Genomic DNA, 22,755 nt, shown 5'->3' with positions numbered 1-22,755 from the left:
TGACTGCCTCCTACTTCATCGTGACCGGCGGTCGGGACGTGGTGTACCGCTTCAGAGCGGAGCGCATCGAGGCCGCCATGCCCTTGGGCGAGATGCGCCCGGCGAGGGCCTCGATGACCGTGCCGCCGATCACACCCTGGAAGTCCGAGCCGGCGCCGGTGTACCAGGCGACCGGGTCGTAGCGGGCGTTGAAGGCGGCCTGCACGTAGTTGCGCTGCGGCGACTGGCCGAGGAACGCCTTGCTCCGCTGCGTGGGCAGCCAGGCGGGGATGTGCCCGCCCTCGGCCCACACCGCGCTGCTGTCGAGGAGGCTCTTGACGAACTTCGACGCGTTGCGGGTGCGGGTCTCGTCACCGCGGTCGTTGCGCGGCAGGATCAGCGCGTGCGAGTCGGCGTACGCCACCGGCTTGGAGCCGAGCAGCGCCGGGAACGGCACCACGTTGAACTTCAGGTTCTTGACCGCCCGGTACGACGGGATCTGCCATTCGCCGTCGAAGAGGAAGCCGGACTTGCCCGTGCTGAAGAGGGCGTTGGCGCCGGCGCCGGTGAGGTTCTTCGGCATCAGGCCGGGGCCGGTCAGGCTCTGCATGAAGGCGACCGTCTCCTGCATCGCCTCGTCGTCGATGGCGATCTTCGTGCCGGAGTCGGTGACGATCGGGCCGGCGAGGCCGGAGTAGACCATGCTGAAGAAGCGCCAGGCGGTGGACGGGTCGGCGGTGATCGACATGACCGCGCCGAACTTGGCGCCGCCCGCGTTCTTCATCGCCTTCACCGCGTCGAGGAAGTCCGCCTTGCCCTTGAGGGGCACGAGGCCGTCGCCGGCGGAGTTCAGCAGGCCCGCCTTGCGGGCGATGTCGACGTTGTAATAGAGCACGAAGGGGTGCGTGTCCAGGGGAATCGCGTACACCGTGCCGTCCACGGTGGCGTTGTTCCAGGCCGCCGGGGTGAACTTGTCCTCGGTGACACCCAGCTCCCCGAGGGGGGTCCGCTCGATCGGCTGCAGCAGGCCGGAGGCGGCCAGCAGCGGAAGCCGCGACAGGTGGGTGATGCCGACGTCCGGCGGTGTGCCGCTCGCGGTGGCCAGTGCCAGCTTCGTGTAGTACGGATTGCCCCAGCCCAGGATGGTCGCCTCGACCGTCGTTCCCGGGTTGGCCTTCTGGAACGCCTTCTCCATCAGCACCATGTTGGCGCCGTCACCACCGGTGAAGAGGTTCCAGAAGATGACATCCGCCGTGTTCGGCTGCGAACCCGTCAGGCCGGACGCGAGCGGGGAGGAGCACGCCGCGAGCCCTCCGGTCAGGGCAAGGCCACCACCGAGGGCCAGAAACCGTCGGCGCGCCATCGCTCCGCTCATGGGGGTATTCACCTCGTTAAATCGATGTGAACTCGATGGCGCAGACCCTCGCATACGTTTTGCAACGATGCAATAGATCGTTCGGAAGAAGCTTCCGGGTCGCTGCCGCGCCCCGCCGACCCCACTCCCTTGAATCCACCATGTCCGACATGCCGGATCCCACCCTGCACCTGTCGGGCTGTCGTCCACCGCGACCGGGTTCACACAGCGACAGGTGTCACATCGCGCGCCGGGCCCCGGTCACTCCTGGGCGGGCTCGCGACGCGAGGACTCCCGCACGACCAGCCGGTACGGCGTGGCCTCCTGGGGAGCCGCCACCACCGCTCCCCCCTGCGCGTTCTCGCCCGGATCGGTCTCCTCGGGCTCCGCGGGAGGCTGCATCTGCGCCTCCAGCAGGGCCAGCGAACGCTCGGCGATGGCGTCGAGGTCGGGGGCGATGGAGGTGAGCGGCGGGTGGGTGTAGGCCGCCTCCTGGATGGCGTCGATGCCGACGACGGCGACCTCCTCCGGCACCCGCACCCCGGAGGCGTCCAGGGCCCGCAGCGCGCCGACGGCGAGCGCGTCGTTGAAGGCGAAGATGGCGTCGGGCAGCGGACCGTCGCCCTCCAGCAGGTCCCGCACGGCCGCGTAGCCCTGTTCCCTGGTCCAGTCCTCGACCGGCACGACCAGCCAGTTCACCCGCCGCACCCGGGCCGCCGACATCGCCTGCTCGTACCCCTCGGTGCGCTGGCGGCCGTTCTCGCTGCCGTTGCGGCCGAGCGCGACGATCCAGCGGCAGCCCTGCTCCAGCAGGTGCTCGACCGCGGTGCGCGCGGCCGCCACGTTGTCGATGCCGACCCGCGGGAACTGGTCGCCGACGCTGTGCTCACCGAGCATGACCAGCGGAAAGTCCGGCCTCTTGGCGGCGATGTCGCTGGCCGGCAGGGTCAGAGCGCTCAGCAGCACCCCGTCGGCGACATTGGTCAGGCCGCCCTCGATGATCCGCCGCTCCACCTCGCGGTCGCCCGCCGTCGACTCGACGAGCACCGTGATGTCGCGCCGGCCCGCGGCCCGGATGACGGCCTGGGCCAGCTCGGCGAAGTAGGGCTCGGCGAGGAAGGGCACCGCGAGGGCGATGAAGCCGGTACGGCCCGAGCGCAGGCCGCGGGCCAGGTAGTCCATGCGGTAGCCCAGTTCGTCGAGCGAGCGCTGCACCTTGGCGCGGGTCTCGGGGCTCACGTGCGAGTAGCCGCTGACCACGTTCGACACCGTCCGCACCGACACCCCGGCGTGCTCGGCCACGTCCCGCATCCGCACTCTGGCCACTGGGGCCTCCTTCCCGTCGTGCCGGCACTCTCAGGGCCTGCCGGGTGGCCCGGGTCGGGCGCCCGGCAGGCCCTCAGAGTCTGCCGCACCGGGGCCCGCCTCAGCGTCGCATCCCATCAGGTCCTTGCATCGATGCAAACGATCACTCATGATGGCAGGGCTTCGAGTCGTAGAAACGCCTATGCCGGGAATTCCGGAAAAGGCAGGAGGAGGGTCCGTGAGCGCGATCGAGCAGGACGGGACGTATCCGAGGCCGATCCTGCGGCGGGAGCGGTGGCACAGCCTCGACGGCGTCTGGGACTTCGGGTACGACGACGCCGGCCAGGGCGAGCGCGACGCGTGGTTCTCCCAGGAGACGGCCGGCGCGTTCGACCGGGAGATCACCGTGCCCTTCCCGCCCGAGGCCCCCGCCTCCGGCATCGGGGAGACGGCGCCGCACGCGGTGGTCTGGTACCGCCGCCGCATACCCCACGAGGTCCTCGCCGTCAGCGGCGGCGACCGGGCCCTGGTGCACTTCGGCGCCGTCGACCACCGGGCCAGGGTCTGGCTCGACGGCCGCCTGGTCGCCGAGCACGTGGGCGGTCAGACACCCTTCACCGCCGACGTCACCGACGCCCTGCGCCCTGGCGCCGCCGAGCACGTCCTCGTCGTCCGCGCCGAGGACCACCCGGCCGACCTGGCACAGCCGCGCGGCAAGCAGGACTGGCAGGACCGGCCGCACGCGGTCTGGTACGAGCGGACCACCGGCATCTGGCAGACCGTGTGGACCGAGACCGTCTCCGCTCAGCACGTCACCGACCTGGCCTGGATCCCCGACCCGACGCGCGGTGTCGAGGCCGGGATCACCCTCGCCTCGGTGCCCGCCGCCCCGGTCAGCGTCGAGATCGTCCTCAGCCACGACGGCGAGGTGCTCGCCGAGTCCACCACCTCCGTCCGCACCCCGCGCAGCCGCATCGACCTCGTCGTGCCCGCCCTGCGCAACGGCATCGACCGCGAGGATCTGCTGTGGAGCCCCGAGCGGCCCACGCTGATCGACGCGCGGGTGACGGTCCGCGACGCCGCCACCTCCCAGGTGCTCGACGCCGTCGCCAGCTACGTCGGCCTGCGCAGCGCCGGCGTCGGCCGGGGCGCCTTCCTGCTCAACAACCGCCCCTACTACGTGCGTTCGGTCCTCAACCAGGGCTACCGCCCCGACACCCTGATCGCGAACTCCGGCACCGGGGAACTGCGCCGCGAGGTCGAGCTGATCAAGGCGATGGGCTTCAACGCGGTCCGTATCCACCAGAAGGCGGAGGACCCCCGCTTCCTGTACTGGGCCGACCGGCTCGGCCTGCTGGTGTGGGGCGAGACCGGGGCCGCGTACGAGTACGGCACCGAGGCCGTGGAGCTGCTCACCCGTGAGTGGCTGGACATGGTGCGGCGGGACCGCAGCCACCCCTCGATCGTCACCTGGGTGCCGGTCAACGAGAGCTGGGGCTGCTCCGACGTCGCCGACGACCCGGCGCAGCAGGCCTACACGGTCGCGCTCGCGAACCTGACCCGCGCCCTGGACCCGACCCGCCCGGTCATGTCCAACGAGGGCTGGGAGCACACCGACAGCGACATCATGGGTGTGCACGACTACTCCTCCGACCCCGAGCTGCTCACCCGCCGCTACGGCGACGCCGCCGGGTTCGAAGCGCTGCTGGCCTCGCCGGGCCCGGCCGGGCGGACCCTCTCCCTCGACGCACGGCAGACGGAGCGCTACCGCGCCGGTGAAGTCCCTCTGATGGTCACGGAGTTCGGAGGTCTTTCGGTGGGCGCCGAGGAGGACGAGTTCTCCTACACGCGGACCAGCTCGGACACGCAGTACGCCGCCCTGCTCGGCGAGATCTTCGGGGTGCTGCACACGAGCCCGATCGTCGCGGGCTTCTGCTACACGCAGTTCATGGACACCGCCCAGGAGACCAACGGCCTCCTCTACACGAACGGTTCGCCGAAGCTGCCACTGGAGACGATCCGCCGTATCGTCACCGGCACCGAGGCCGCCCCCGAGGAGAAGCCCCTGGCCGACGAGGGGTGATGACGAGGTCTACCAGGCCCTGCCGCCAGGCACGACATGCGCGGCAGGGCCCGGACCAGTCCCGGACTTCTACTTGTACGCGACGGCCGTGGCAGCGCGGATGCTGTGCGCGGGTGTGGTGATCCGCAGTACGTGGGTGTCGGCGTCCCAGTGCCAGGCCGAGGCGGTCAACCGGGTGCCGCCCGCGGTCACCTCCCTCGGTGGTTCGTTCACGCCGAGGAAGGACACGGTCCAGGTTCGGTGGGCCGCCTGTCCTCGGAAGGTTCCCTTGGCAGGGGAGATCTTCAGCAGGTGTGCGTCCTTGTGCTCGGTGTAGCGGATCAGGGTGGTTGCCGTACGGCCGGCATGCGAGGTGGTGCCGTCGTCCTCGTAGAGGGAGAACGCGCCGGATGCTCCCGGTGCCACTGTGATGCTGACCTTGTCGAGCGGGCTCTGGGCGTCGTCGGGGACGTTGTCGGACCGGGTGGTGACGATGCCGCCCGCCCGGACGAAGACCGGCATGGTGTCCAGGGTGGTCGTGATGTCGTGCGTGGCTCCGCCGGCGGGTGCGGTGTAGGTGCGGCCGGTGAAGTAGTCCGTCCACTGCCCGGGAGGGAACCACACCGACGTGGTGGTGTCGGTGCCGGGTGTGGTGACGGGTGCGACCAGCATGTCGGGGCCGTAGAGGTACTCGCTGTCCGCCTTGGTGTAGGCGTTCTCCTCCTCCGGGTACTGCAGGTACAGCGGGCGGACGATCGGGGCGCCGGTGGTGTTGGCCTCGTGCGCCAGGGTGTACGTGTACGGCACGAGCGACTCGCGCAGCCGGAGGAACTTCTCCGCGGAATTCTGTGCTTCGGTGCCGTACTGCCACGGCAGGCGGTCGCTGTGGTTGCTGTGCAGACGGTCGACGGGCTGGAAGGTGCCGAACTGCACCCACCGTGCGTACAGGTCGTCGGGCAGCTTGGTGGTGCGGTGGGTCTGGCCGTTCGAGGTGTACGTCTCGGCTCCGGGGATGCCGTATCCGTCGTTGTGGCCGCCGATGTCGTGGCTGACGGCGGCGAGGCCGGTGGCGGCCGACTCCCCCGGCGTATAGCCGATTTCCGCGCGCAGGGTGCCCCAGTTCGACGTCGTGTCACCGGTGAAGTGGAGGGTACTGCGCTTGTCGGCCCAGGGGCCGGTGGGCAGGCCTACGCCGCCGCTGTAGCCGCCGGCCTGGAGGGAGCCGTAGGCGCGGGACAGGACGAAGCCGCGGTCGCTGGTCTCGGAGGTGAGGTCGGCGTACTTCTGGTTGATCCACGCGTCCGGGGTGGCTCCGGACTGGGAGGAGCGGGAGGCGTCGCAGCACCAGTCCAGCCACCAGAAGTCGTTGCCGGCCTGGTCCAACGGACGGTGCAGGTCGAGGTAGGCCTTGAGCTGGTCGGGATCGCCGAAGTCGAAGGTGTAGCAGTCCGATCCGGCGCTGCCTGCGCAACCGCCCTTTCGCAGCTTGCCCTTGGCCGTGCTCTGGGCCTTCGCGAACTGCGGGTCGGAGCCGAGGATGCTCGGATGCACGTTCAGGGTGTTGTGCAGCCCTTGGCCGGTGGACCAGTCGAAGAAGGCGTTGGGGTCGGGGAACTTGGCCGGGTCGAAGTTCCAACCGCTCCAGGTGTTCGGCGACTTGAAATCGGTGTCCGTGACCAGCACGTCCAAAGGGACGTCCGCGGCGCGGAACGCGGGCAGGATGGTGTTCTCGTAGTCGCTCGCCGTGCGGTCGATGTACTCCGAGTACCAGACGCCGTAGGCCCAGCGCGGCAGCAACTGTGACGGCCCGGTCAGCGCGGCGAGGTCGGACAGACCCTGCTGGTAGTCGTGTCCGAAGCCGAAGAGATAGCCGTCCTGGTAGGGCCGGCCACCATGGGCGGGGCGTGGCGTGGCCTTCCTGGTGGCGGTGTCGTAGACCGCGGAGGGGGTGTCGTCGAGCAGGTACCAGCCGTCCCGGTGCAGGAGTCCGGGCGTGGTCCAGGGGGTGGGTTCGGTGTCGCCGTTGAGGCCGTCGAGGCTGCGGCGGTAGCCGCCCAGGGCGAGGTGGGGTGCGGGTGCGGCCTCTCCTTGCCGGCTCAGGGCGAGGGTGTCCAGGTTGACGTGGCAGCTGGTCGACTCCGGGCAGTTCAGGGTTACTTGGTCGGTGCCCGCCTTCAACTCGACGGGGACGGAGGCCGACTGCCAGGTGTCCCAGTTGTCGGTGGCCGGGAGCGTGAGAGGGTGGGAGGTCCCGTCGCCGGTGCCGACTTCGATCGTCCGTGGCTGGTGCAGGCCGTCGCTGCCGGTGCCGTTGGCGAAGCGCAGGTTCAGCAGGTAGGTGCCGTCGTCGGGTACGCCGGTGATCCGGTCCGAGATACCGGATCCCTGGTTGAGTTCGGCGGTGAAGCCGTAGCCGGCATGACTCCTGTGATCGGTGGCGATGACCGCGGAGCCTGACAGGAGGGCGTCCTCGGCCTCGCAACTGGTCCCGAACCGGCAGCCGTTGACCGCGGTCTGCGCTCGGGTGGGGTAGGTGGCACCGGAGGTGAGGAGGGCGAGGCTGTCGATGTTGACGCTTCCGGAGTCGGCGGCGGCGCGGTGCAGTCTCACGGCGTGCGGACCGGCGCCGAGCGTCAGCGGCAGGCGGGCCACACCCCAGGTGTTCCAGTCCGATGTCGCCGGAAGCGTGAACGTCCTGTCCGCGCCGCCGTCCACGCTGAGGCTGAGGGTGCGTGCCTCGTGGTGTCCGTCGCCGCCCACCGCGTTGGCGTAGCGCACGGCGAGGTCGTAGGTGCCGGCGGACGATGCCTGCACGTCCGCGGCCAGGGAGTTGTTGTCGACCTCGAAACCGGCGAGGAAGCCCTTGCCGGTGAACCCGCTGTGATCCGTGGCCAGGCCCGGGCCGTCGTACAGCTGGTCCTCCGCCTCGCACAGGGCGCCGACGGTGCACACGTCGTGCTGCCAGGGCGCCGCGAGCACCTGCGTCTGCCCTGCCTTGAAGGAGGTCGTCAGGTTGTCGCCGTCGAAGGGTCCGGAGCCGACCCGGTAGCGCAGGGTCATGGCGCTGGTGGTGATGGTCAGGACACCGCCGCTGACGGACGAGGTGTAGGGCGGCGGAGTGAAGGAGTCCCGGCCGACGGCATTGAAGGTGGGGCTGTCCTCGAAGCGGCCGTCACCCGCGTACTCCGTCCGGATCAGTGTCGGTGACAGGACTTCGAAGCGGGCGTCCTGCACGGTGACGGCGGAGGGACGGCTCGGCCGGCTCGCGGTGTCCGCGGCCCCCACGCCCGGTGTGACCAGGCAGAGCCCCAGCGCCGCGATGGCCACCGTCCCGACGACGGCGGGGCGCCCCGGCCTGCGGCGGGATCTCGGCAAGGATGGTTTCACAGCACTCTCCGTCTCCGGCCCAGCCATGTCTGGGCAACCACCACCACGGCCAGGAAGGCTCCGCTGACGACCTGTTGGTAGGCGGAGTCGAGCGAGCCGATCTGGTTGATCACGTTCTGGATGACCTTCAGCAGCAGCACTCCGACGAGGGAGCCGCTGATGAAGCCGAAACCGCCGCTGAGCAGGGTGCCGCCGATGACCACGGCCGAGATGGCCTCCAGCTCCATGCCGCTGCCGAGAATGGTCACGCCGGACAGCAGCCAGGCCGCGTTCAGTGCGCCGGCGAGCCCGGCGCACAGGCCCGACAGCGTGTAGACGGAGATCTTCGTACGGGCCACCGGTGCGCCCATCAGGGCCCCCGCGTCCTCGTTGCCGCCGACCGCGTAGACGTACTGCCCGAACCTGGTCCGGCGCAGCACGACGGCGCCGAGCACGAACAGGGCCAGGGTGATCCACACGGGTACTCCGATGCCGCCCAGGGAGCCCTGTCCGAGGGTGGCGAAGAAGGAGTCCTTGTCGACGAGATACGTCTTCGAGCCCTCGTCGGTGATGGCCAGCAGAACGCCCCGGGCGCCCAGCATCGCCGCCAGGGTGACGATGAACGGCGCCAGCCGGACGTGCGCGATCAGTACCCCGTTGACCAGGCCGATCAGTCCGCAGACGGCGAGCGGCAGCAGCAGGGCCACCGCCGTGCCGTACTGCGAGCCCCAGGCGGCGAGGACGCCGCCGAGGGCGAACAGCGAGCCCACCGACAGGTCGATGCCGCCGGTGACGATCACGAACGTCATGCCGAGGGCGACCACGGCGAGGAACGCCGAGGACAGCGCCATGTTCTCCAGGTTGTCGCCCGTGAGGAAGGTGTCGAAGCTCAGCGACGCCACGGCCATGGCGACCACGAGGGTGACCAGGGCGCCGTGTTGCTGGGCGAGCCCGCTCAGCCGCTCGGAACGGTTCATGCGCCCGGGCCCGGCGCCCCTTCGGCTCACGGTGTCGGCCGGCATTCCGGCCTCTTCGGTCTGCGTGGTCATCGCCTGCCTCGTTCCCGGGCCGCGTAGACGGCGAGGACGATCACCACGGCCTGGGCGATCTGGGTCCACGACGGCGGCAGATCGTGCTTGATGAGGGTGGTGGTGAGCAACTGGATGAGCACGGCGCCCGCGACGGTGCCGCCGATGCGCACCCGTCCGCCGCTGAGCGGGGTGCCGCCGACGACCACTGCGGTGATGGCGGACAGTTCCATCAGGGTGCCGAGGGAGGTGGGGTCGCTCGCGGCGAGGCGGGCGGTGGCGAGCACGCCCGCGATCGCGGCGAGGGCGCCGGAGCAGACGTAGACCACGACCAGGACCCGGCGTACCGGGAGTCCGGCGAGCCGGGCCGCCGGACGGCTGTCGCCGATGGCCAGGACCTGCCGCCCGAAGGTGGTGCGGCGCATCACGAACGCGACCAGCACCGCGAGCGCCGTGGCGATGAGGACCAGGTAGGGCACGCCCAGCACGTCGCCGGAGCCGAGTGCCGCAAGGCCCGGATCGCGTACGTCCTTGAGCTGGGGCAGCAGGACCAGGGCCAGTCCGCGTCCGGCGACCATCAGGGCGAGGGTGGCGACGATGGGCTGGACGCCGACGAACGCGATCAGCGCGCCGTTCGCGACGCCGACCACGGCACCCGCGATCAACGCGATCAACGCGGCGATCCAGGGTCCGTAGCCGAGGTAGAGCGAGAGCAGGGAGGTGGCCATGGCCATCACCGAGCCCACCGACAGATCGACGCCCTCGGTGCCGATCGCCAGCGCCATGCCCAGCGCGACGACGAGGACGGGGGCGACCTGGACGGCCTGGGTGCGGAAGTTCTCCGAGGAGGCGAAGTGGGGGGTGAAGGCGAAGTTGAACAGCAGCAGCGCCAGGACGCCGGCGTACACGCCGTAGTCCTGCAGCAGGCGCAGCAGCCGGGTACGGTCCAGCGTGCCACGCGCGAAGGTGAGTTCAGTCATCGCTTTCTCCAGCGGGTACGGCGGCGATGGCGCGCATCAGCTCGCCCTCGGTGACGGCGTCACCGGTCAGCTCGCGAACCACGACGCCGTCCTTGAGGACCACCACCCGGTCGCTGCCCTCGATCAGTTCCTCGGTGTCGGAGGAGATCAGCAGCACGGCGAGGCCGTTGTCGGCGAGTTCGTCGATGAGTGCCTGCACCTCGGCCTTGGCGCCGACGTCGATGCCGCGGGTCGGCTCGTCCAGGAGCAGGACCTTCGGGTGCAGGGCGAGCCAGCGGGCCAGCAGGACCTTCTGCTGGTTGCCGCCGGAGAGTTCGCCGACCTTCTGGTGCGCTCCCGCGGCCTTGATCCGGAGCCGTTTCATGAACGTGTCCACGATCCGGTCGACGCGGGCGTCGTCGACCAGGCCGAAGCGCGACAGCCCGGGCAGCGCGGCGAGCGCGATGTTCTCGCGGACCGACAGACCCGGCATGATGCCCTCGCTCTTGCGGTCCTCCGGCAGCAGGCTGATGCCGGCGCGGATCGCGGCGGCGGTCGAGCCCGCCCGTACCGGGACGCCGGCGACGACGACCCGGCCGGTGTCGGTGGGCAGCGCCCCGGCGATGGCCTTCGCGGTCTCGCTGCGGCCGGAGCCGAGCAGCCCGCCCAGGCCCACGACCTCGCCGGGCCGGATCGCCAGTGACACGTCCCGCAGACTGTGCCGTACCGTCAACTCAGTGGCGGTGAGCACGGGTTCGGCGTCGGTGTCGTGCGAGCCGGAGAACTTGGTCATGCCTTCCGCGCGTACCTCGCCGATCTCCCGGCCGAGCATCATGGCCACCAGCCGCAGCCGGTCGAGCTCGGCGAGCGGGCCGGTGTGCACGACGCGTCCGTCGCGCAGGACGGTGATCGTGTCGCAGAGTTCGTACAGCTCGTCCATGCGGTGGCTGACGTAGACGACCGCGACGCCGCGCTCGCGCAGCATGCGGATCACCTCGAACAGGGTCTGGACCTCCCGTGGTTCGAGGGAGGAGGTCGGCTCGTCCATGATGACGACGCGGGCCTCGACGGCGACGGCGCGGGCGAGCGCGACCATCTGCTGTGCGCCGACGCCGAGTTCGCGCAGCGGTCGGTGCACGTCGACCCGGATGCCGAGTCCGCGCAGTGCCTCGTCGGCCTCACGGTGCATGCGCCGGAAGTCGATCAGGCCCAGCCGGCCCAGCGGTTCGCGGCCGAGGAACAGGTTGCGGGCCACGCTCATCAGCGGGACGAGGTTGACCTCCTGGTAGATGGTGGAGATGCCCGCCTGCTGGGCCTGCAGCGGTGTGGTGAAGCGGACGGGCTCTCCGTCGTACGTCACCTCGCCGTGGTCGGGCCGGTACACCCCGGTGAGCACCTTGATGAGCGTCGACTTGCCCGCGCCGTTCTCGCCGACGAGTGCGTGCACCTCCCCGGCGCGCGCGGTGAAGTCCACGTCGGACAGCGCGCGCACGCCGGGGAAGGTCTTGGACAGCTGGGTGACCGAGAGCACGTCAGAAGGCCTTGCCGAGGTCCGACCGGGCGTTGCTCTTGTCGTAGGCGCTGTCCTTGATAACGATGTCCTGCCCGACCTTCTCGCCCTTGGTGAAGGTGTCGAGGGTCTGGAAGGCGAGCGGCCCGAAGCGCGGGTTGGACTCGATCACCGCGTAGATCCATCCGTCCACGATGCCCTGTACGGCGTTGCGGGTTCCGTCGATGGTCACGATCTTGACGTCGCCGGCCTTCTTGCCCGCGCCCTTGAGGGCGTTGACGGCGCCGAGACCCATCTCGTCGTTCTCGGCGTAGATCCCGGTGATGCCGGGCTTGGACTGGATGAGGTTCTCGGTGACCGACTGGCCCTTCTCGCGGGCGAAATCGCCGGTCTGACGGAACACGACCTTGAGGCCGGGTGCCTTCTCCTTGATGCGGTCCTCGAAGCCCGCGGTGCGCTCGGTGGTCACGTTGTTGCCGGCCGCGCCGAGCAGGATGGCGATCTCGCCCTTGCCGCCGGTCGCCTGGATCATCTGGTCCGCGGCCCGTTTGCCCTGCTCGACGAAGTCGGAGCCGATGAAGCTCACATAGTCCTTGCAGGCCGCTGCGTTGATCTTGCGGTCGATGGTCACGATCGGGATGTGCTTGGCGGCCGCGGTGCGCAGCACCGGCTCCCAGCCGTCGGAGTTGAGCGGTGCGATGACCAGCAGGTCCGCGCCCTTGGCGATGAGGTCCTGGACGTCGCTGATCTGCTTGGAGAACTGCGACTGGGCGTTGGCGGTGAGCAGTCTGACGCCCTGGGCTTTGGCTTCGGCCTTGATGGAGGCGGTCTCCGCGATCCGGAAGGGGTTGGCCTCCTTCTCGGACTGGGAGAAGCCGACGGTGGCGCTTTTCAGATCGAGTTTCCGGCCGCCGTAGGCGTCGATGGTGCAGGTCGGGCCGGAGGCGGTGCCGGGCGAGGCGACCACCTGGCCGGCGTCGTCCTGCTTCGAGGCGGAAGGCTTCGTGCCCGAGTCGTCCTCGGACTTGGTGCATCCGGTCGCGAGCGCGAGGCTCGTGACGAGGCCGGCGGCGAGAAGGGTTCGTGCGGAGGTGCGACGGGCAAGTGCGGTGGGCTTCATGAGTGTCCCCAAACGGCACGGCCCCGGAGCTGAGAGCGCTCTCGGGGAGGCTTGCTCTTGCGTCAACTCGGCGTGCTCGTCGTTCAGGGGAGGTTTTTACATCGTTGGAAGAGCCGTGTAAAGCCTTCCGTCCGAAATCTCGTCACCGTCGGCCCAGGGTGCTCTCCCGCTCGACGAGCTCGAACTTCGCGGTCAGTTCGCGTCCGCCGGGCTCCTCGCGGCCCGAAAGACTGCGCAGCAGCGAGGCCACGGCCATCTTCGCGATGGCCTGCTTGTCCGGCGACACCGTCGTCAGGGTGACGGCACCGAAGCGCCCCTCGGCGATGTCGTCGAAACCCACCACCGCCACGTCCCAGGGCACCCGCAGACCCCGCTCGTGCAGCACCCGCATCGCCCCGATCGCGATCAGGTCGTTGAAGGCGAAAACGGCGTCCGGACGTACTCCGGAGTCCAGCAACTCGGCCATCGCACGCGCCCCGTCGTCCCGGTCCCAGCCGCCGACCGGCACCACCAGGCTGTCCGGCGCGGGCACCCCGGCCGCCGTCAACTCCGCGCGCCAGCCGTCCAGTCGCAGGTGAGCGGGCTGGTTCACGGAGTCGGTGCGCACGCCGAGGTAGGCGATCCGGGTCCGGCCGCAGCCCAGCAGATGGCGCACCGCGCACCGGGCCGCCGCCACGTTGTCGATCGCGATGTGGTCGAAGGGCAGGCCGTACTCGCGCTCACCGAGCAGCACCAGCGGTACGTCGGCGGACCGGCCCTGCAGATCCTCGGCCTCCAGGGTCAGCGGGCTGAGGATCAGCCCGTCGATCACCCCGCCCCGGAATCCCTGGCTGACCAGGATCTCCTGTTCGCGCTCGCCCCGCGTGTGGTCGAGCAGGACCGTGAACTCGTGCTCCGCGGCCGCGTCGATCACGGCGCCGGCCAGCTCCGCGAAGTACGGGTTGCCGAGTTCGGGAACGGCGAGCGCGATGATCCCCGTCCGGCCCTTGCGCAGATGTCGCGCGGTCAGATTGGGCCGGTAGCCCAGCTCGTCGATCGCCGCCTGCACCCTGGCGCGCATGGCCGGGGTGACGTGCGGATAGTTGTTCACCACGTTGGACACGGTCTTGATCGAAACGCCCGCGCGTTCCGCCACGTCCCTCAGGCTGACCCGCAAGGGATCTCCTCAGCGTCGATGAGTGCCCCGTACCCCGGGGATTGTCATGCCCCTGGACAGGGGCCGAGAGCCGTGCTCTCATGCCAACTGCCGTTCCTTCCAACGTTGTACAGACTGAAGCAACGAGCCGCCACCCTTCCTCACCCAAGGAGGATTCGTGCGCATCAGACCTCTCGGACAACGCCTCGCCCTACTGCTCGCCGCGGCACTGGGCCTTGCCGGCCTCACCGCGGCACCCGCCGCCACCGCGGCCGACGATCCCGTCGAAGTCCACGGCCTCAAGGGCGAGTACTACACCCAGTCCGCCCCCGGCGCCTTCGACTTCCACGAGCTCAAAGCCACCGGGTTCGACCCGAACCTCGACTTCGACACCCTGGAGCCGCGTCTGAACTTCGCCACCGGCCAGTCGGACGACGTCAGCGTCCGCTGGACCGGGAAGATCGTCCCGGAGAAGACCGGCCCCACGACCTTCTCGATCATCGGCGACAACGGCTTCCGGCTGTGGGTCGACGGGCAGCTCGTCATCGACCACTGGGTCGACGACTGGGACCGCGAACAGACCAGCCAGCCGGTCGAGTTGACAGCGAACAAGGCCTACGACATCAAGGTCGAGTACTTCGAGCACTACGGCGGGTCCAACCTCCACCTGCGCTGGACCCCGCCCGGCGGCACCAAGACCGCCGTACCGCAGTCGGCGTTCCGGCTGCCCGACGGCTACGACTACGACGGAGCCGTCTCCACCGCCGTCCTGGCGAGCGGCCGTACCCTCGCCCTCGAGTTCGCGCAGCCGCTCGGCGCGCCGCCGGCCGGCCTCGGCGAGCACCTCGACGCCGTGATCGGGGGCGCCACCTGGCCGCTGGGCGATGCCCGGCTGGACTCCATCGACCCCCGTAAGCTGCTGATCACGCTGAAGGAGCCCGTCGTCGGCAACAAGACCGGCACCGCGTCCGGCCTCGCCGACCTGCGCTACGACGGTCGAGGCGGCCTGACCCGCACGGATGGCAACGTTGTCAGCTCCTTCTGGAGCAGCGGTGCCAACAGGTCGACGTACGAGTTGCGCACCAAGTGGGCCGACAAGGTCGGGCCGGGCAACGCCCACCCGGAGTACCCGCGGCCCCAACTCACGCGTGGTGCCTGGCAGAACCTCAACGGCACCTGGCAGTTCGCGGCGGCCACGGCGGGCGAACAGCCGCCGGTGGGCAGGAAGCTCGGCGAGAAGATCCTCGTCCCGTACCCCGTCGAGTCGCAGCTGTCCGGGCTCGAACGGCACGAGGACCGCATGTGGTACCGGCGTACCTTCACCGTCCCGGCCGGCTGGAAGATCGGCTCCGGCAAGCGGCTGCAGCTGAACTTCGGCGCGGTCGACTGGCGGGCGGAGGTGTACGTCAACGGCACCAAGGTCGCCGAACACCAGGGCGGATACGACAAGTTCAGCGCCGATGTCACGGACGCCCTCAAGCCCGGCCGCACCCAGGAGCTGATCGTCGGCGTCTACGACCCCACCGACGCGGCCGACGGCGAGAACCCGCCGGTCGGCAAGCAGCGCCTGGACCCCAGCGGCATCTGGTACACGCCGACCTCCGGAATCTGGCAGACGGTGTGGATGGAACCGGTGGCCGTCGACCACGTCGACCAGCTCAAGCTCACCCCGGACGTCGACGCCGGCACTCTCACCGTCGAGCCGCAGGGCGTCCGCGACGGCCTGCCGGTCACGGCGACGGCCTACGAGGGCAAGCGCAAGGTGGCCACCGTCACCGGCCGGAGCGGCACGCCGCTGACCCTGCGCATCCGGAACCCGCGTCTGTGGTCGCCCGACGACCCGTTCCTCTACGACCTGAAGGTGAGCGTCGGAGCCGATCGTGTCGGCAGCTACTTCGGGATGCGGTCGATCGGGGTCGAGAAGGTGAACGGTGTCCCACGCACCCTCCTCAACGGCAAGCCGGTCTTCATGATGGCCACTCTGGACCAGGGCTTCTGGCCGGACGGCCTGTACACCGCCCCGACCGATGAGGCTCTCGCCTACGACCTGAAGATGCACAAGAGCATGGGCTTCAACGCGGTGCGCAAGCACATCAAGGTCGAGCCCGACCGCTGGTTCTACTGGGCCGACCGGCTCGGCCTGATGGTGTGGCAGGACATGCCCGCGATGACGGCCGGAGTGAACCCGTCCGCCCAGGCGCGCGCCGAGTACGAACGCGAGATGAAGCAGATGATCGACGAGCACTTCAGCAGCCCGTCGGTCGTCATGTGGGTCACCTTCAACGAGGGCTGGGGCCAGTACGACATGGCCCGCATCGCCGACCAGGCCAAGTCCTGGGACCCGACCCGGCTGGTCAACTCCATGTCCGGGCTCAACCTCGGCGACGACGGCGGCACCGGCGACATCATGGACGAGCACGGCTATCCCAGTCCGGCCCTGCCGCCCCACCCCGACGGCCGACGTGCCCTGGTCAGCGGCGAGTACGGCGGCCTCGGCCTCGCGGTACCGGGACACGCCTGGTCCGTGCAGCAGTCGTACGTCGACGTCGACCCGGCGACGTACACCGACGACTACCTGGCCAAGCTCGCCGAGGTCCACGCGCTGGCCTGCAAGGGCGGCAACGGCGCGGTGTACACCCAGATCTCGGACGTCGAGGGTGAGCTCAACGGCCTGCTGACGTACGACCGCAGGGTCGTCAAGCCCGACGTCCAGCGGCTCAGGACGGCCCAGCGGGCGCTGATCTCCGACGCCTCACGGGCCACCCCGGCCGGGTGCGCCTGACGGCCGACCGGAACCGGCGAACGCCTCCCCGCGCTGCGCCGAGTGTCCTGCGCCGGCCGTGAAAAGGGTGCGGTCCGTCGCCGTCCATGAGAGGGGTGCGGTCCGCCGCCGTCTTTCGGACGGCGGCGGACCGCATTCCCGCCGCTGTCACCGGGTTCGTCACCGGACTACTTCGGGCGGACTCCGTCCAGCAGGTTGTTCACGAGTCCGGTGACGAAGTCGTCGGTGACGGGTTCGTCGGGGATGAGCAGCCGGTGGTAGACGGCGCCCCAGAGCTGGTCGACGAGGATCTGCACGTCGACGTCGGTGCGGATCTGGCCGAGCTCCTGGGCTCGGTGAAGGCGTTCTCCCGCCAGCCGGCGCCGCTGCGACGAGTACAGCTTCCGGTAGGCCGTGGCCAGGTCCTGGTCCGTCTGTGACTCGCCGATGAGCTCGGCCAGTATGCGACCGCCCGGCGTCTTGGTCATGACCTTGGCGAAGGCGCGGAGCTGGGCGAGCAGGTCGGCGCGGATGTCCCCGGTGTCGGGGAAGGCGAGCGTGTCCTCGACGGCGTGGAAGTAGCCGTCCAGGGAGAGCGCGCCTCTGGAGGGCCACCATTTGTAGAGGGTGGTCTTGCTGACGCCCGACGCCCGGGCGACACGTTCGAAGGTGAGGTCGCCGACGCCTTCGCTGAGCAGCAGGTCCCCGACGGTGCGCAGTACGTCTGCCCGGACCTCGTCCGCGGGCCGGCGCCCCCGTCCGCGAGCGTTGCCCTCCCCGGCAGCGGGTCGGTTCGCGTCGTTCGCCATGTGTGCTCCTGCTCGGTTGCCGGGGGTCGTGTCGTGTCGGTTTCCAGGTGGGCGCCTGCCCGCGTCGAGTCTGCGCGTGTCATGGCACGCGCGGTGTCACGGAGCTCGCGATCAGCCCGTCGCGCAGGCGGAAGGTCATGGGGCCGGTGCCGTTGTGGCCGTTGCCGGTCACGGTCAGGGTGGCGACATAGGTGTCGGATGACGTGCCGGGTTCGATCGCGTCCAGCGCGAAGTGTGCCTGTACTCCGATGTTGTCGGTCCGGTCCCAGGCGCGCACGCCGTCACGGCCGTGGTACTCGCGACCCCAGTCGTTGAGCTCGGCGTCGTGGGTGAACGCGGCGGCGAACGCCTCGGCGTCGCCTTGGTCGGTCGCCTCGACGAAGGTCTGGATGGCGGCGGGGATCTCGATGATGCTCATGGTAGGTGCCTCCTCGGTGAGTGGGGCGGGGACGCCAGGCCTGACGTCCCCCTGCCGTTCCGGACCAGGGGTTTTCAGCTCTGAACGGTGAGCAGGTCGGCAAGGCCGATGCGGGTGAGGAAGCCGCGGCGGATACGGTCGGCGGTCTCGGAGACCTCCTCGGACCCGTCGTCGGCAGGGTCGATGTGCACGCGGTAGGGGCGCCGTCCGGCGGGCAGCGCGACGATGCGGGCGATCTCGTCGGAGACGAGCGACGCGGGCGCGTCCTCGGGGGCGAGGGCGGCGAGCTTTTTCGCCACCTGGTCCATCAGGCCGGGGTACCGGCTCTCGTACTCGGCCTCGACGGTGGTGTCGTCGGGGTGGCCGGAGTGAGCGAAGTGGTTGGTGCCGCTGGTGAACGAGCCGGGGACGACGATCGAGGTCTCCACGCCCCAGCGGGCGAGTTCGCCGGCGTAGGACACCGCGAGGGAATCCATGGCCGCCTTGGCTGCGAAGTAGGGGGCGAGGTAGGGCGGGGTGCCGCCTTTGACGCTGGTGCTGGACACCCAGACCACCAGTCCTTGCCGGCGCCGGCGCATACCCGGCAGCACAGCGCGGTTGACGCGCTGGGTGGACAGGACGTTCACGTTGTAGAGCTCGGCGAGCTGGTCGGGGGTGAAGGCCTCGGCCGGCCCGGTCACCATGTGTCCGGCGTTGTGGACCAGCACGTCTATGTGGCCGTGCTCGGCTTCGACCTCTGCGACGGCGGTGTCGACCGAGACCTGGGAATTCACGTCGAGCTCGATGGACCGCAGGTCGACGTGGTGCCCGTCGGCGTAGTCGGCGGCGGCCTGGACCTGGGGGGCGTTGCGGCCGGTGGTCTGGCGCATGCCGGCGTAGACGGTGTGGCCGGCGTCCGCCAGCGCACGGGCGGTGAGTGCTCCGAAACCGCTGGAGGCGCCGGAGATGACGACGATGTTGCCGGTGGTGGACATGGACGTGGTTCCTTTCCGCAGTGACGGTCGAGGGGCAGGGTGGTGCGTGGGCGGCAGGGGTCAGGCGAGTCCGCCGTTGGCGTAGAGGACCTGTCCGTTGACCCAGCGCGCGGGGCCGGCCAGGAACGAGACGACGTCGGCGATGTCCTCGGGCCGGCCCAGCCGCTCGAGCGGGGTCGCCTTGGCGAAGTTGACGATGGTGGCGTCGTCCTTGCCGTCCAAAAACAGCGGTGTGGCGGTGGGGCCGGGCGCGACGGCGTTGACGGTGATGTCCCGGCCGCGCAGCTCACGGGCCAGGATGAGGGTCAGGCCCTCGACTGCGGCCTTGCTGGCGACGTAGGCGCCGTAGCCCGGCAGCTGGGTGCGGACCACCGAGGTCGAGATGTTGACGATCGCACCCCCCGGGCGGACCCTGCGTGCCGCCTGCTGGGAGACGACGAAGGTGCCGCGGATGTTCGTGCGGTGCATCCGGTCCAGGTCGGCGAGGTCGAACGTCGCGATCGGCGCCAGGATCATGATGCCGGCGGTGTTCACGACCACGTCGATACCGCCGAAGGCCGACTCGACCGCGTCGAACGCCGCGCTCATCGCACTCTCGTCGGCGACATCGCCTCCCACTGCCAGGGCCCTGCCGCCGGCGGCGGTGATCGCGGCCACGGTGTCCTCGGCCCTGGTCCTGTTTCCCGCGTACTGCACGGCGACCGCGAAACCGTCCTTGGCGAGCCGCTCGGCCGCGATGCGGCCGATGCCGCCCGAGCCTCCGGTGACCAGTGCGACACGGTCGGTGGTGGGGGTGCTCATGGGGGGTCTCCTTTTCAGGTGCTTCCAAATGAACGGCTCGTTCATATAACCGCGAAATGAACGCACCGTCCATATCTTGGGGCGGGGTCTTCCCGGACACCGCGCAGGCACGGCGCCGCGCCGCCCGAACTCACCCGCGCCTTCTCCGGCCACACGGACAGGGAGCACGCCGAGCGCGGGGCACGGTGAGCGAGGCGGCTTCCGGTCAGCGGTGCACGGTACGGGGAGTTCGCGGGGGCGGACGCCCGCTCGCAGGCAGGGACATGAGGGTGTGTCGGATGTAAGACAGGCTTTTCCACCACGTGTCCGCCACTTCACGCAGGGGCCTTCGCGTGGGTCTGGGATGGCAGGGCGGGGCGGGTATGACAGGTGGCGCCGCACAAGCCGAGTCGTACGTCAGGAGAGGCATGTCTGTCAGAGCCGAGACGTTCGGGTGCGCGGTACGGGGAGTACGCCGGAAGGCGGGACGGGGTTTCGTGCTGGGCACCGCGCTGGCCCTGCTCGCGTTCGTGCCGCCGGCCGGCGCGAACGCGCGGACCGCGGGCCCCACCGCGGACACCGTCGCGGATGCCGTCGCGTGGACCACTCGGCACGTGGCGCCCGGGGTCGAGGTCCGTACCGGGGTGCTCAGCGACCCGCGGGCCTCCGGAACATGGACCGTCACCGTCCAGGCTCCGGCCGTCAACCGCCTCACGGGTGCCGCCACCTGGGCCCCGCTGGGTGACCGTGGCTGGGCCGACACCGCGGCCGGGCGGTTGCGGGCCGCGGGGTTCGCGCCGCGCGTCGAGCGGGTGACCTGGGACCCGTACGCCGACACCCCGCACGGCACGATGGGGTGGCAGGTCAGGGTCGGCCGGTACGCCACACAGGCCGAGGCGGTGACGCGGGCCTCTGCGATGTCGGCCGCCGGATTCCGTACCTCGGTCGAGTGGACGGGCTACGACGGACGCCGGCGCGCCGACGCGGAACGCATCCACGTCGCCGTCGTCGATCCGGCCCGGCTGCGCGGCACGATCGAGGTGAGCGACGGCGGCGACACCGCCGACCGCGAGAAGACCTCGACGGTGGCCGCCCGTCTGGGCTCCCTGGTCGGCGTCAACGGCGGATTCTTCGTCACCGCCGACGCGGACGGCGTCCAGGGCACCTCGGCCGGGCTGTCCGCGGTGCACGGTGAGTTGCAGTCCATGGCGGCCGGTTCCCGTGCCGCGCTGGTCCTCGCCGACGGTGGACGGCACGTCCGGGTCGCGGACCTGTCCACCGGCGTGACCGTCCGTTCCGGTTCCGCCGTCCGCGCGGTGGAGGGCATCAACCGGGTCCCGGGCAAGGTGCGCAACTGCGGCCGCCCCGCCGCCGTACCCACCGCGCTCCCCCGCCAGGACGTCACCTGCTCGCTCGCGGACGACCTGGTGAAGTTCACCTCCGAGTTCGGGGCGCCACTGCCGACCGGCGCCGGTGTCCAGGTGGTCCTCGACCGGCATGGTGTCGTCGTATCGCGTGGTGCCCGTGGCGGCTCCGTGCCCGCGGGCGGCTCGGTCCTCCAGGGCACCGGGGCCGCAGCCGCCTGGCTCACCGAGCACGCCGGGACGGGCAGCCGGCTGGAGCTGCGCGAGACGGTGCGGGACGCCTCGGGCAGGCAGGTCCGGCTCGGTCCCGACGACAGCATCGTCAGCGCGGCCCCGACCCTGGTCGAGGACGGCCGGATCCACATCGACGCAGCCGCCGAGGGCACACTCGACCCGCTCGACCTCTCCTTCGGGTTCGCCTGGTCCAACGTGCGCCAGCCGCGCACCCTGGCCGGCGTCGACGGTCGCGGGCGGCTGCTGCTCGTGACCGTCGACGGCCGGCAGCCCGGTGTCAGCGAGGGCTTCACGCTCGCGGAGGCCGCCCGGTTCATGCGCTCACTCGGCGCGGTACAGGCACTCAACCTGGACGGCGGCGGCTCCAGCGCCATGGCCGTCGACGGCAGCCTCGTCAACGTCACGTCCGACACCACCGGCGAGCGTGCCGTCGGCGACACGGTCCAGGTCCTGCCGCGCGCCGGACGGGACTGACCGCCCGCGCGGCACCGTCGAGAAACCGTGTCACCACTCCGCCGCCCCGCAACCCGCCGGGCGGCGGAGTCGCGTGCATCGGCTGTGAGGTCGCCGGGCCGGCCCGACCTGACAATGTGAAACAGGCACTCACCCGAAAGCCGACACCACGACCACGTCGGCCGCCGGCCACGACGCGCTTTCGACAGTTGGGACCACCGATTCTCAGATCACCTGGAACAGATCACGGTGACGAGGGTGAACGAGGCGTAGAAGGAGCCCTCGGTGAGACTGGCGAACCACCGTCGGCCGCGGTCCCGCTGCACGTAACCGTCGTCGATGGCCTGCTGCATGTTGCGGCCAAGCCCCAGCGTGTGGTCCGCGTCGGCGAAGTCCCGGAAGACCGGTGTCGTCGCGACCACCGTCTCCACACGGAAGCCCGCCCCCTCGGCGAACCGGCCCAGGCTGCGTCCGATGGTGGCGTTACGGACTACTTCCTCCGTGGTGTAGCGGGTGAAGTCGCGGCTGGTCTGACGATCCTCCGCATCGACGGCCAGCGTGTCCCAGTCGGGCTCGACGAGCCCGACGAGAGCCCCGGGTCGAGTGGCTCGGTGCAACTGAGCGAGAGCTGCCTCGGGCTCCTCGACATGCATCAGGACCCGGTCGATCTTGGCTCGGTCCACCGATCCCGGATCGATGGGAAGCGCGTGTACGTCGCCCTCCCGGATCTCCACTCCGCGAAGGCCACTGGTCCGTTCGCGTGCCTGGGCGAGCATGGCCGGATCGCGGTCGACGCCGATCACCGAGCCGTCCTCACCGACTCGCTCAGCCAGTGCCGGAAGGTCGGTACCTGGACCGCAGCCGACGTCCAGCACGGTCTGACCGGGCGCAATGTCCAACAGGTCGATGAGCTGCTGCTTGTAGGCACGGCCGGCGTTGCCGGCCGCCGCCCGCAACATGTACGAGGCCTGCTCCGGACGGGTCACACCGAGGGGCGTCTGCATACACGCAAGTCAAGCAGGCCGACAGGGCTCCGAGCCAGCAACTCGACTCCGCTGCCGCACGGTTACGGACTCCACCGCTCCGAACCGGGCGACCGGGCGGGCGGCGCCGACGGGATGTGCATGTCGAGTACCGCGTCCAC

Annotated in this window: 16 protein-coding genes; 3 read left to right on the top strand and 13 right to left on the bottom strand. The window is 70.3% G+C overall.

Annotated elements, in window-relative coordinates:
* Nucleotides 1-10: 10 nt before the first annotated feature.
* The gene (locus tag ACWDGI_RS39605) at nucleotides 11-1,354 is read right to left on the bottom strand and encodes an extracellular solute-binding protein (RefSeq protein ID WP_450767696.1); all 1,344 of its coding nucleotides are present in this window, start codon (nucleotides 1,352-1,354) and stop codon (nucleotides 11-13) included.
* A 240-nt stretch (nucleotides 1,355-1,594) separates the two neighbouring features.
* Nucleotides 1,595-2,659: a LacI family DNA-binding transcriptional regulator gene (locus ACWDGI_RS39600; protein WP_450767694.1), complete on the bottom strand. Its 1,065-nt coding sequence runs from the start codon at nucleotides 2,657-2,659 to the stop codon at nucleotides 1,595-1,597.
* Between the two features lie 217 nt (nucleotides 2,660-2,876).
* Here ACWDGI_RS39600 and ACWDGI_RS39595 point away from each other — a divergent pair, with 217 nt between their 5' ends.
* Nucleotides 2,877-4,721, top strand: a complete 1,845-nt coding sequence (locus tag ACWDGI_RS39595; RefSeq protein ID WP_450767692.1) for a glycoside hydrolase family 2 protein — start codon at nucleotides 2,877-2,879, stop codon at nucleotides 4,719-4,721.
* A 69-nt stretch (nucleotides 4,722-4,790) separates the two neighbouring features.
* Here ACWDGI_RS39595 and ACWDGI_RS39590 read toward each other — a convergent pair whose 3' ends face one another.
* From ACWDGI_RS39590 to ACWDGI_RS39565, 6 genes are all read right to left on the bottom strand, one after another.
* A complete protein-coding gene (locus ACWDGI_RS39590; protein WP_450767690.1) occupies nucleotides 4,791-8,114 on the bottom strand; it encodes a TIM-barrel domain-containing protein in 3,324 nt (1,107 codons plus the stop codon).
* A complete protein-coding gene (locus ACWDGI_RS39585) occupies nucleotides 8,084-9,115 on the bottom strand; it encodes an ABC transporter permease (RefSeq protein WP_450767688.1) in 1,032 nt (343 codons plus the stop codon). The genes ACWDGI_RS39590 and ACWDGI_RS39585 overlap by 31 nt, the downstream gene beginning before the upstream one ends.
* Nucleotides 9,112-10,074: an ABC transporter permease gene (locus ACWDGI_RS39580; protein ID WP_450767686.1), complete on the bottom strand. Its 963-nt coding sequence runs from the start codon at nucleotides 10,072-10,074 to the stop codon at nucleotides 9,112-9,114. The genes ACWDGI_RS39585 and ACWDGI_RS39580 overlap by 4 nt, the downstream gene beginning before the upstream one ends.
* Nucleotides 10,067-11,584: a sugar ABC transporter ATP-binding protein gene (locus tag ACWDGI_RS39575; protein ID WP_450767684.1), complete on the bottom strand. Its 1,518-nt coding sequence runs from the start codon at nucleotides 11,582-11,584 to the stop codon at nucleotides 10,067-10,069. Before ACWDGI_RS39575 ends, ACWDGI_RS39580 begins: the two co-directional genes overlap by 8 nt.
* A gap of 1 nt (nucleotide 11,585) precedes the next feature.
* Nucleotides 11,586-12,683, bottom strand: a complete 1,098-nt coding sequence (locus ACWDGI_RS39570) for an ABC transporter substrate-binding protein (protein WP_450767682.1) — start codon at nucleotides 12,681-12,683, stop codon at nucleotides 11,586-11,588.
* Between the two features lie 142 nt (nucleotides 12,684-12,825).
* Nucleotides 12,826-13,839, bottom strand: coding sequence for a LacI family DNA-binding transcriptional regulator (locus ACWDGI_RS39565; protein ID WP_450767680.1), 1,014 nt, complete (start codon nucleotides 13,837-13,839; stop codon nucleotides 12,826-12,828).
* 157 nt (nucleotides 13,840-13,996) lie between these two features.
* Here ACWDGI_RS39565 and ACWDGI_RS39560 point away from each other — a divergent pair, with 157 nt between their 5' ends.
* Entirely contained in the window at nucleotides 13,997-16,600 is a 2,604-nt protein-coding gene (locus ACWDGI_RS39560) for a PA14 domain-containing protein (RefSeq protein ID WP_450767678.1), read from the top strand.
* A gap of 167 nt (nucleotides 16,601-16,767) precedes the next feature.
* Here the strand turns inward: ACWDGI_RS39560 and ACWDGI_RS39555 are convergent, their stop codons facing one another.
* The 4 genes from ACWDGI_RS39555 to ACWDGI_RS39540 form a co-directional block, all read right to left on the bottom strand.
* Nucleotides 16,768-17,388 carry a TetR/AcrR family transcriptional regulator C-terminal ligand-binding domain-containing protein gene (locus tag ACWDGI_RS39555; RefSeq protein WP_450767676.1) on the bottom strand — a complete coding sequence of 207 codons (621 nt, stop codon included), beginning with the start codon at nucleotides 17,386-17,388 and terminating at the stop codon, nucleotides 16,768-16,770.
* Between the two features lie 79 nt (nucleotides 17,389-17,467).
* A complete protein-coding gene (locus ACWDGI_RS39550) occupies nucleotides 17,468-17,806 on the bottom strand; it encodes a nuclear transport factor 2 family protein (protein ID WP_450767674.1) in 339 nt (112 codons plus the stop codon).
* Nucleotides 17,807-17,880: 74 nt separating this feature from the next.
* Entirely contained in the window at nucleotides 17,881-18,780 is a 900-nt protein-coding gene (locus ACWDGI_RS39545; protein WP_450767672.1) for an SDR family oxidoreductase, read from the bottom strand.
* A 60-nt stretch (nucleotides 18,781-18,840) separates the two neighbouring features.
* On the bottom strand, nucleotides 18,841-19,581 hold the full coding sequence (locus ACWDGI_RS39540) for an SDR family oxidoreductase (protein ID WP_450767670.1): 741 nt from the start codon (nucleotides 19,579-19,581) through the stop codon (nucleotides 18,841-18,843).
* A 407-nt stretch (nucleotides 19,582-19,988) separates the two neighbouring features.
* On the opposite strand from ACWDGI_RS39540, the gene ACWDGI_RS39535 reads away from it, so the two are divergent.
* Nucleotides 19,989-21,632: a phosphodiester glycosidase family protein gene (locus ACWDGI_RS39535; RefSeq protein WP_450767668.1), complete on the top strand. Its 1,644-nt coding sequence runs from the start codon at nucleotides 19,989-19,991 to the stop codon at nucleotides 21,630-21,632.
* 209 nt (nucleotides 21,633-21,841) lie between these two features.
* Here the strand turns inward: ACWDGI_RS39535 and ACWDGI_RS39530 are convergent, their stop codons facing one another.
* Nucleotides 21,842-22,615: a methyltransferase domain-containing protein gene (locus ACWDGI_RS39530; protein WP_450767666.1), complete on the bottom strand. Its 774-nt coding sequence runs from the start codon at nucleotides 22,613-22,615 to the stop codon at nucleotides 21,842-21,844.
* Between the last annotated feature and the right edge of the window lie 140 nt (nucleotides 22,616-22,755).

The sequence above is a fragment of the Streptomyces sp. NPDC001220 genome, from assembly GCF_053597895.1.
The sequence above is the reverse complement of the archived record's forward strand: the minus strand, read 5'-3'. Positions and strand labels throughout refer to the sequence as shown.

Excerpts from the sequence above, each read along its gene's own strand:
- ACWDGI_RS39570 (WP_450767682.1), bottom strand. The coding sequence starts at position 12,683 with ATGAAGCCCACCGCACTTGCCCGTCGCACCTCCGCACGAACCCTTCTC.
- ACWDGI_RS39555 (WP_450767676.1), bottom strand. The coding sequence starts at position 17,388 with ATGGCGAACGACGCGAACCGACCCGCTGCCGGGGAGGGCAACGCTCGC.
- ACWDGI_RS39550 (WP_450767674.1), bottom strand. The coding sequence starts at position 17,806 with ATGAGCATCATCGAGATCCCCGCCGCCATCCAGACCTTCGTCGAGGCG.
- ACWDGI_RS39585 (WP_450767688.1), bottom strand. The coding sequence starts at position 9,115 with ATGACCACGCAGACCGAAGAGGCCGGAATGCCGGCCGACACCGTGAGC.
- ACWDGI_RS39590 (WP_450767690.1), bottom strand. The coding sequence starts at position 8,114 with ATGGCTGGGCCGGAGACGGAGAGTGCTGTGAAACCATCCTTGCCGAGA.
- ACWDGI_RS39540 (WP_450767670.1), bottom strand. The coding sequence starts at position 19,581 with ATGAGCACCCCCACCACCGACCGTGTCGCACTGGTCACCGGAGGCTCG.
- ACWDGI_RS39535 (WP_450767668.1), top strand. The coding sequence starts at position 19,989 with ATGTCTGTCAGAGCCGAGACGTTCGGGTGCGCGGTACGGGGAGTACGC.
- ACWDGI_RS39530 (WP_450767666.1), bottom strand. The coding sequence starts at position 22,615 with ATGCAGACGCCCCTCGGTGTGACCCGTCCGGAGCAGGCCTCGTACATG.
- ACWDGI_RS39580 (WP_450767686.1), bottom strand. The coding sequence starts at position 10,074 with ATGACTGAACTCACCTTCGCGCGTGGCACGCTGGACCGTACCCGGCTG.
- ACWDGI_RS39605 (WP_450767696.1), bottom strand. The coding sequence starts at position 1,354 with ATGAGCGGAGCGATGGCGCGCCGACGGTTTCTGGCCCTCGGTGGTGGC.
- ACWDGI_RS39545 (WP_450767672.1), bottom strand. The coding sequence starts at position 18,780 with ATGTCCACCACCGGCAACATCGTCGTCATCTCCGGCGCCTCCAGCGGT.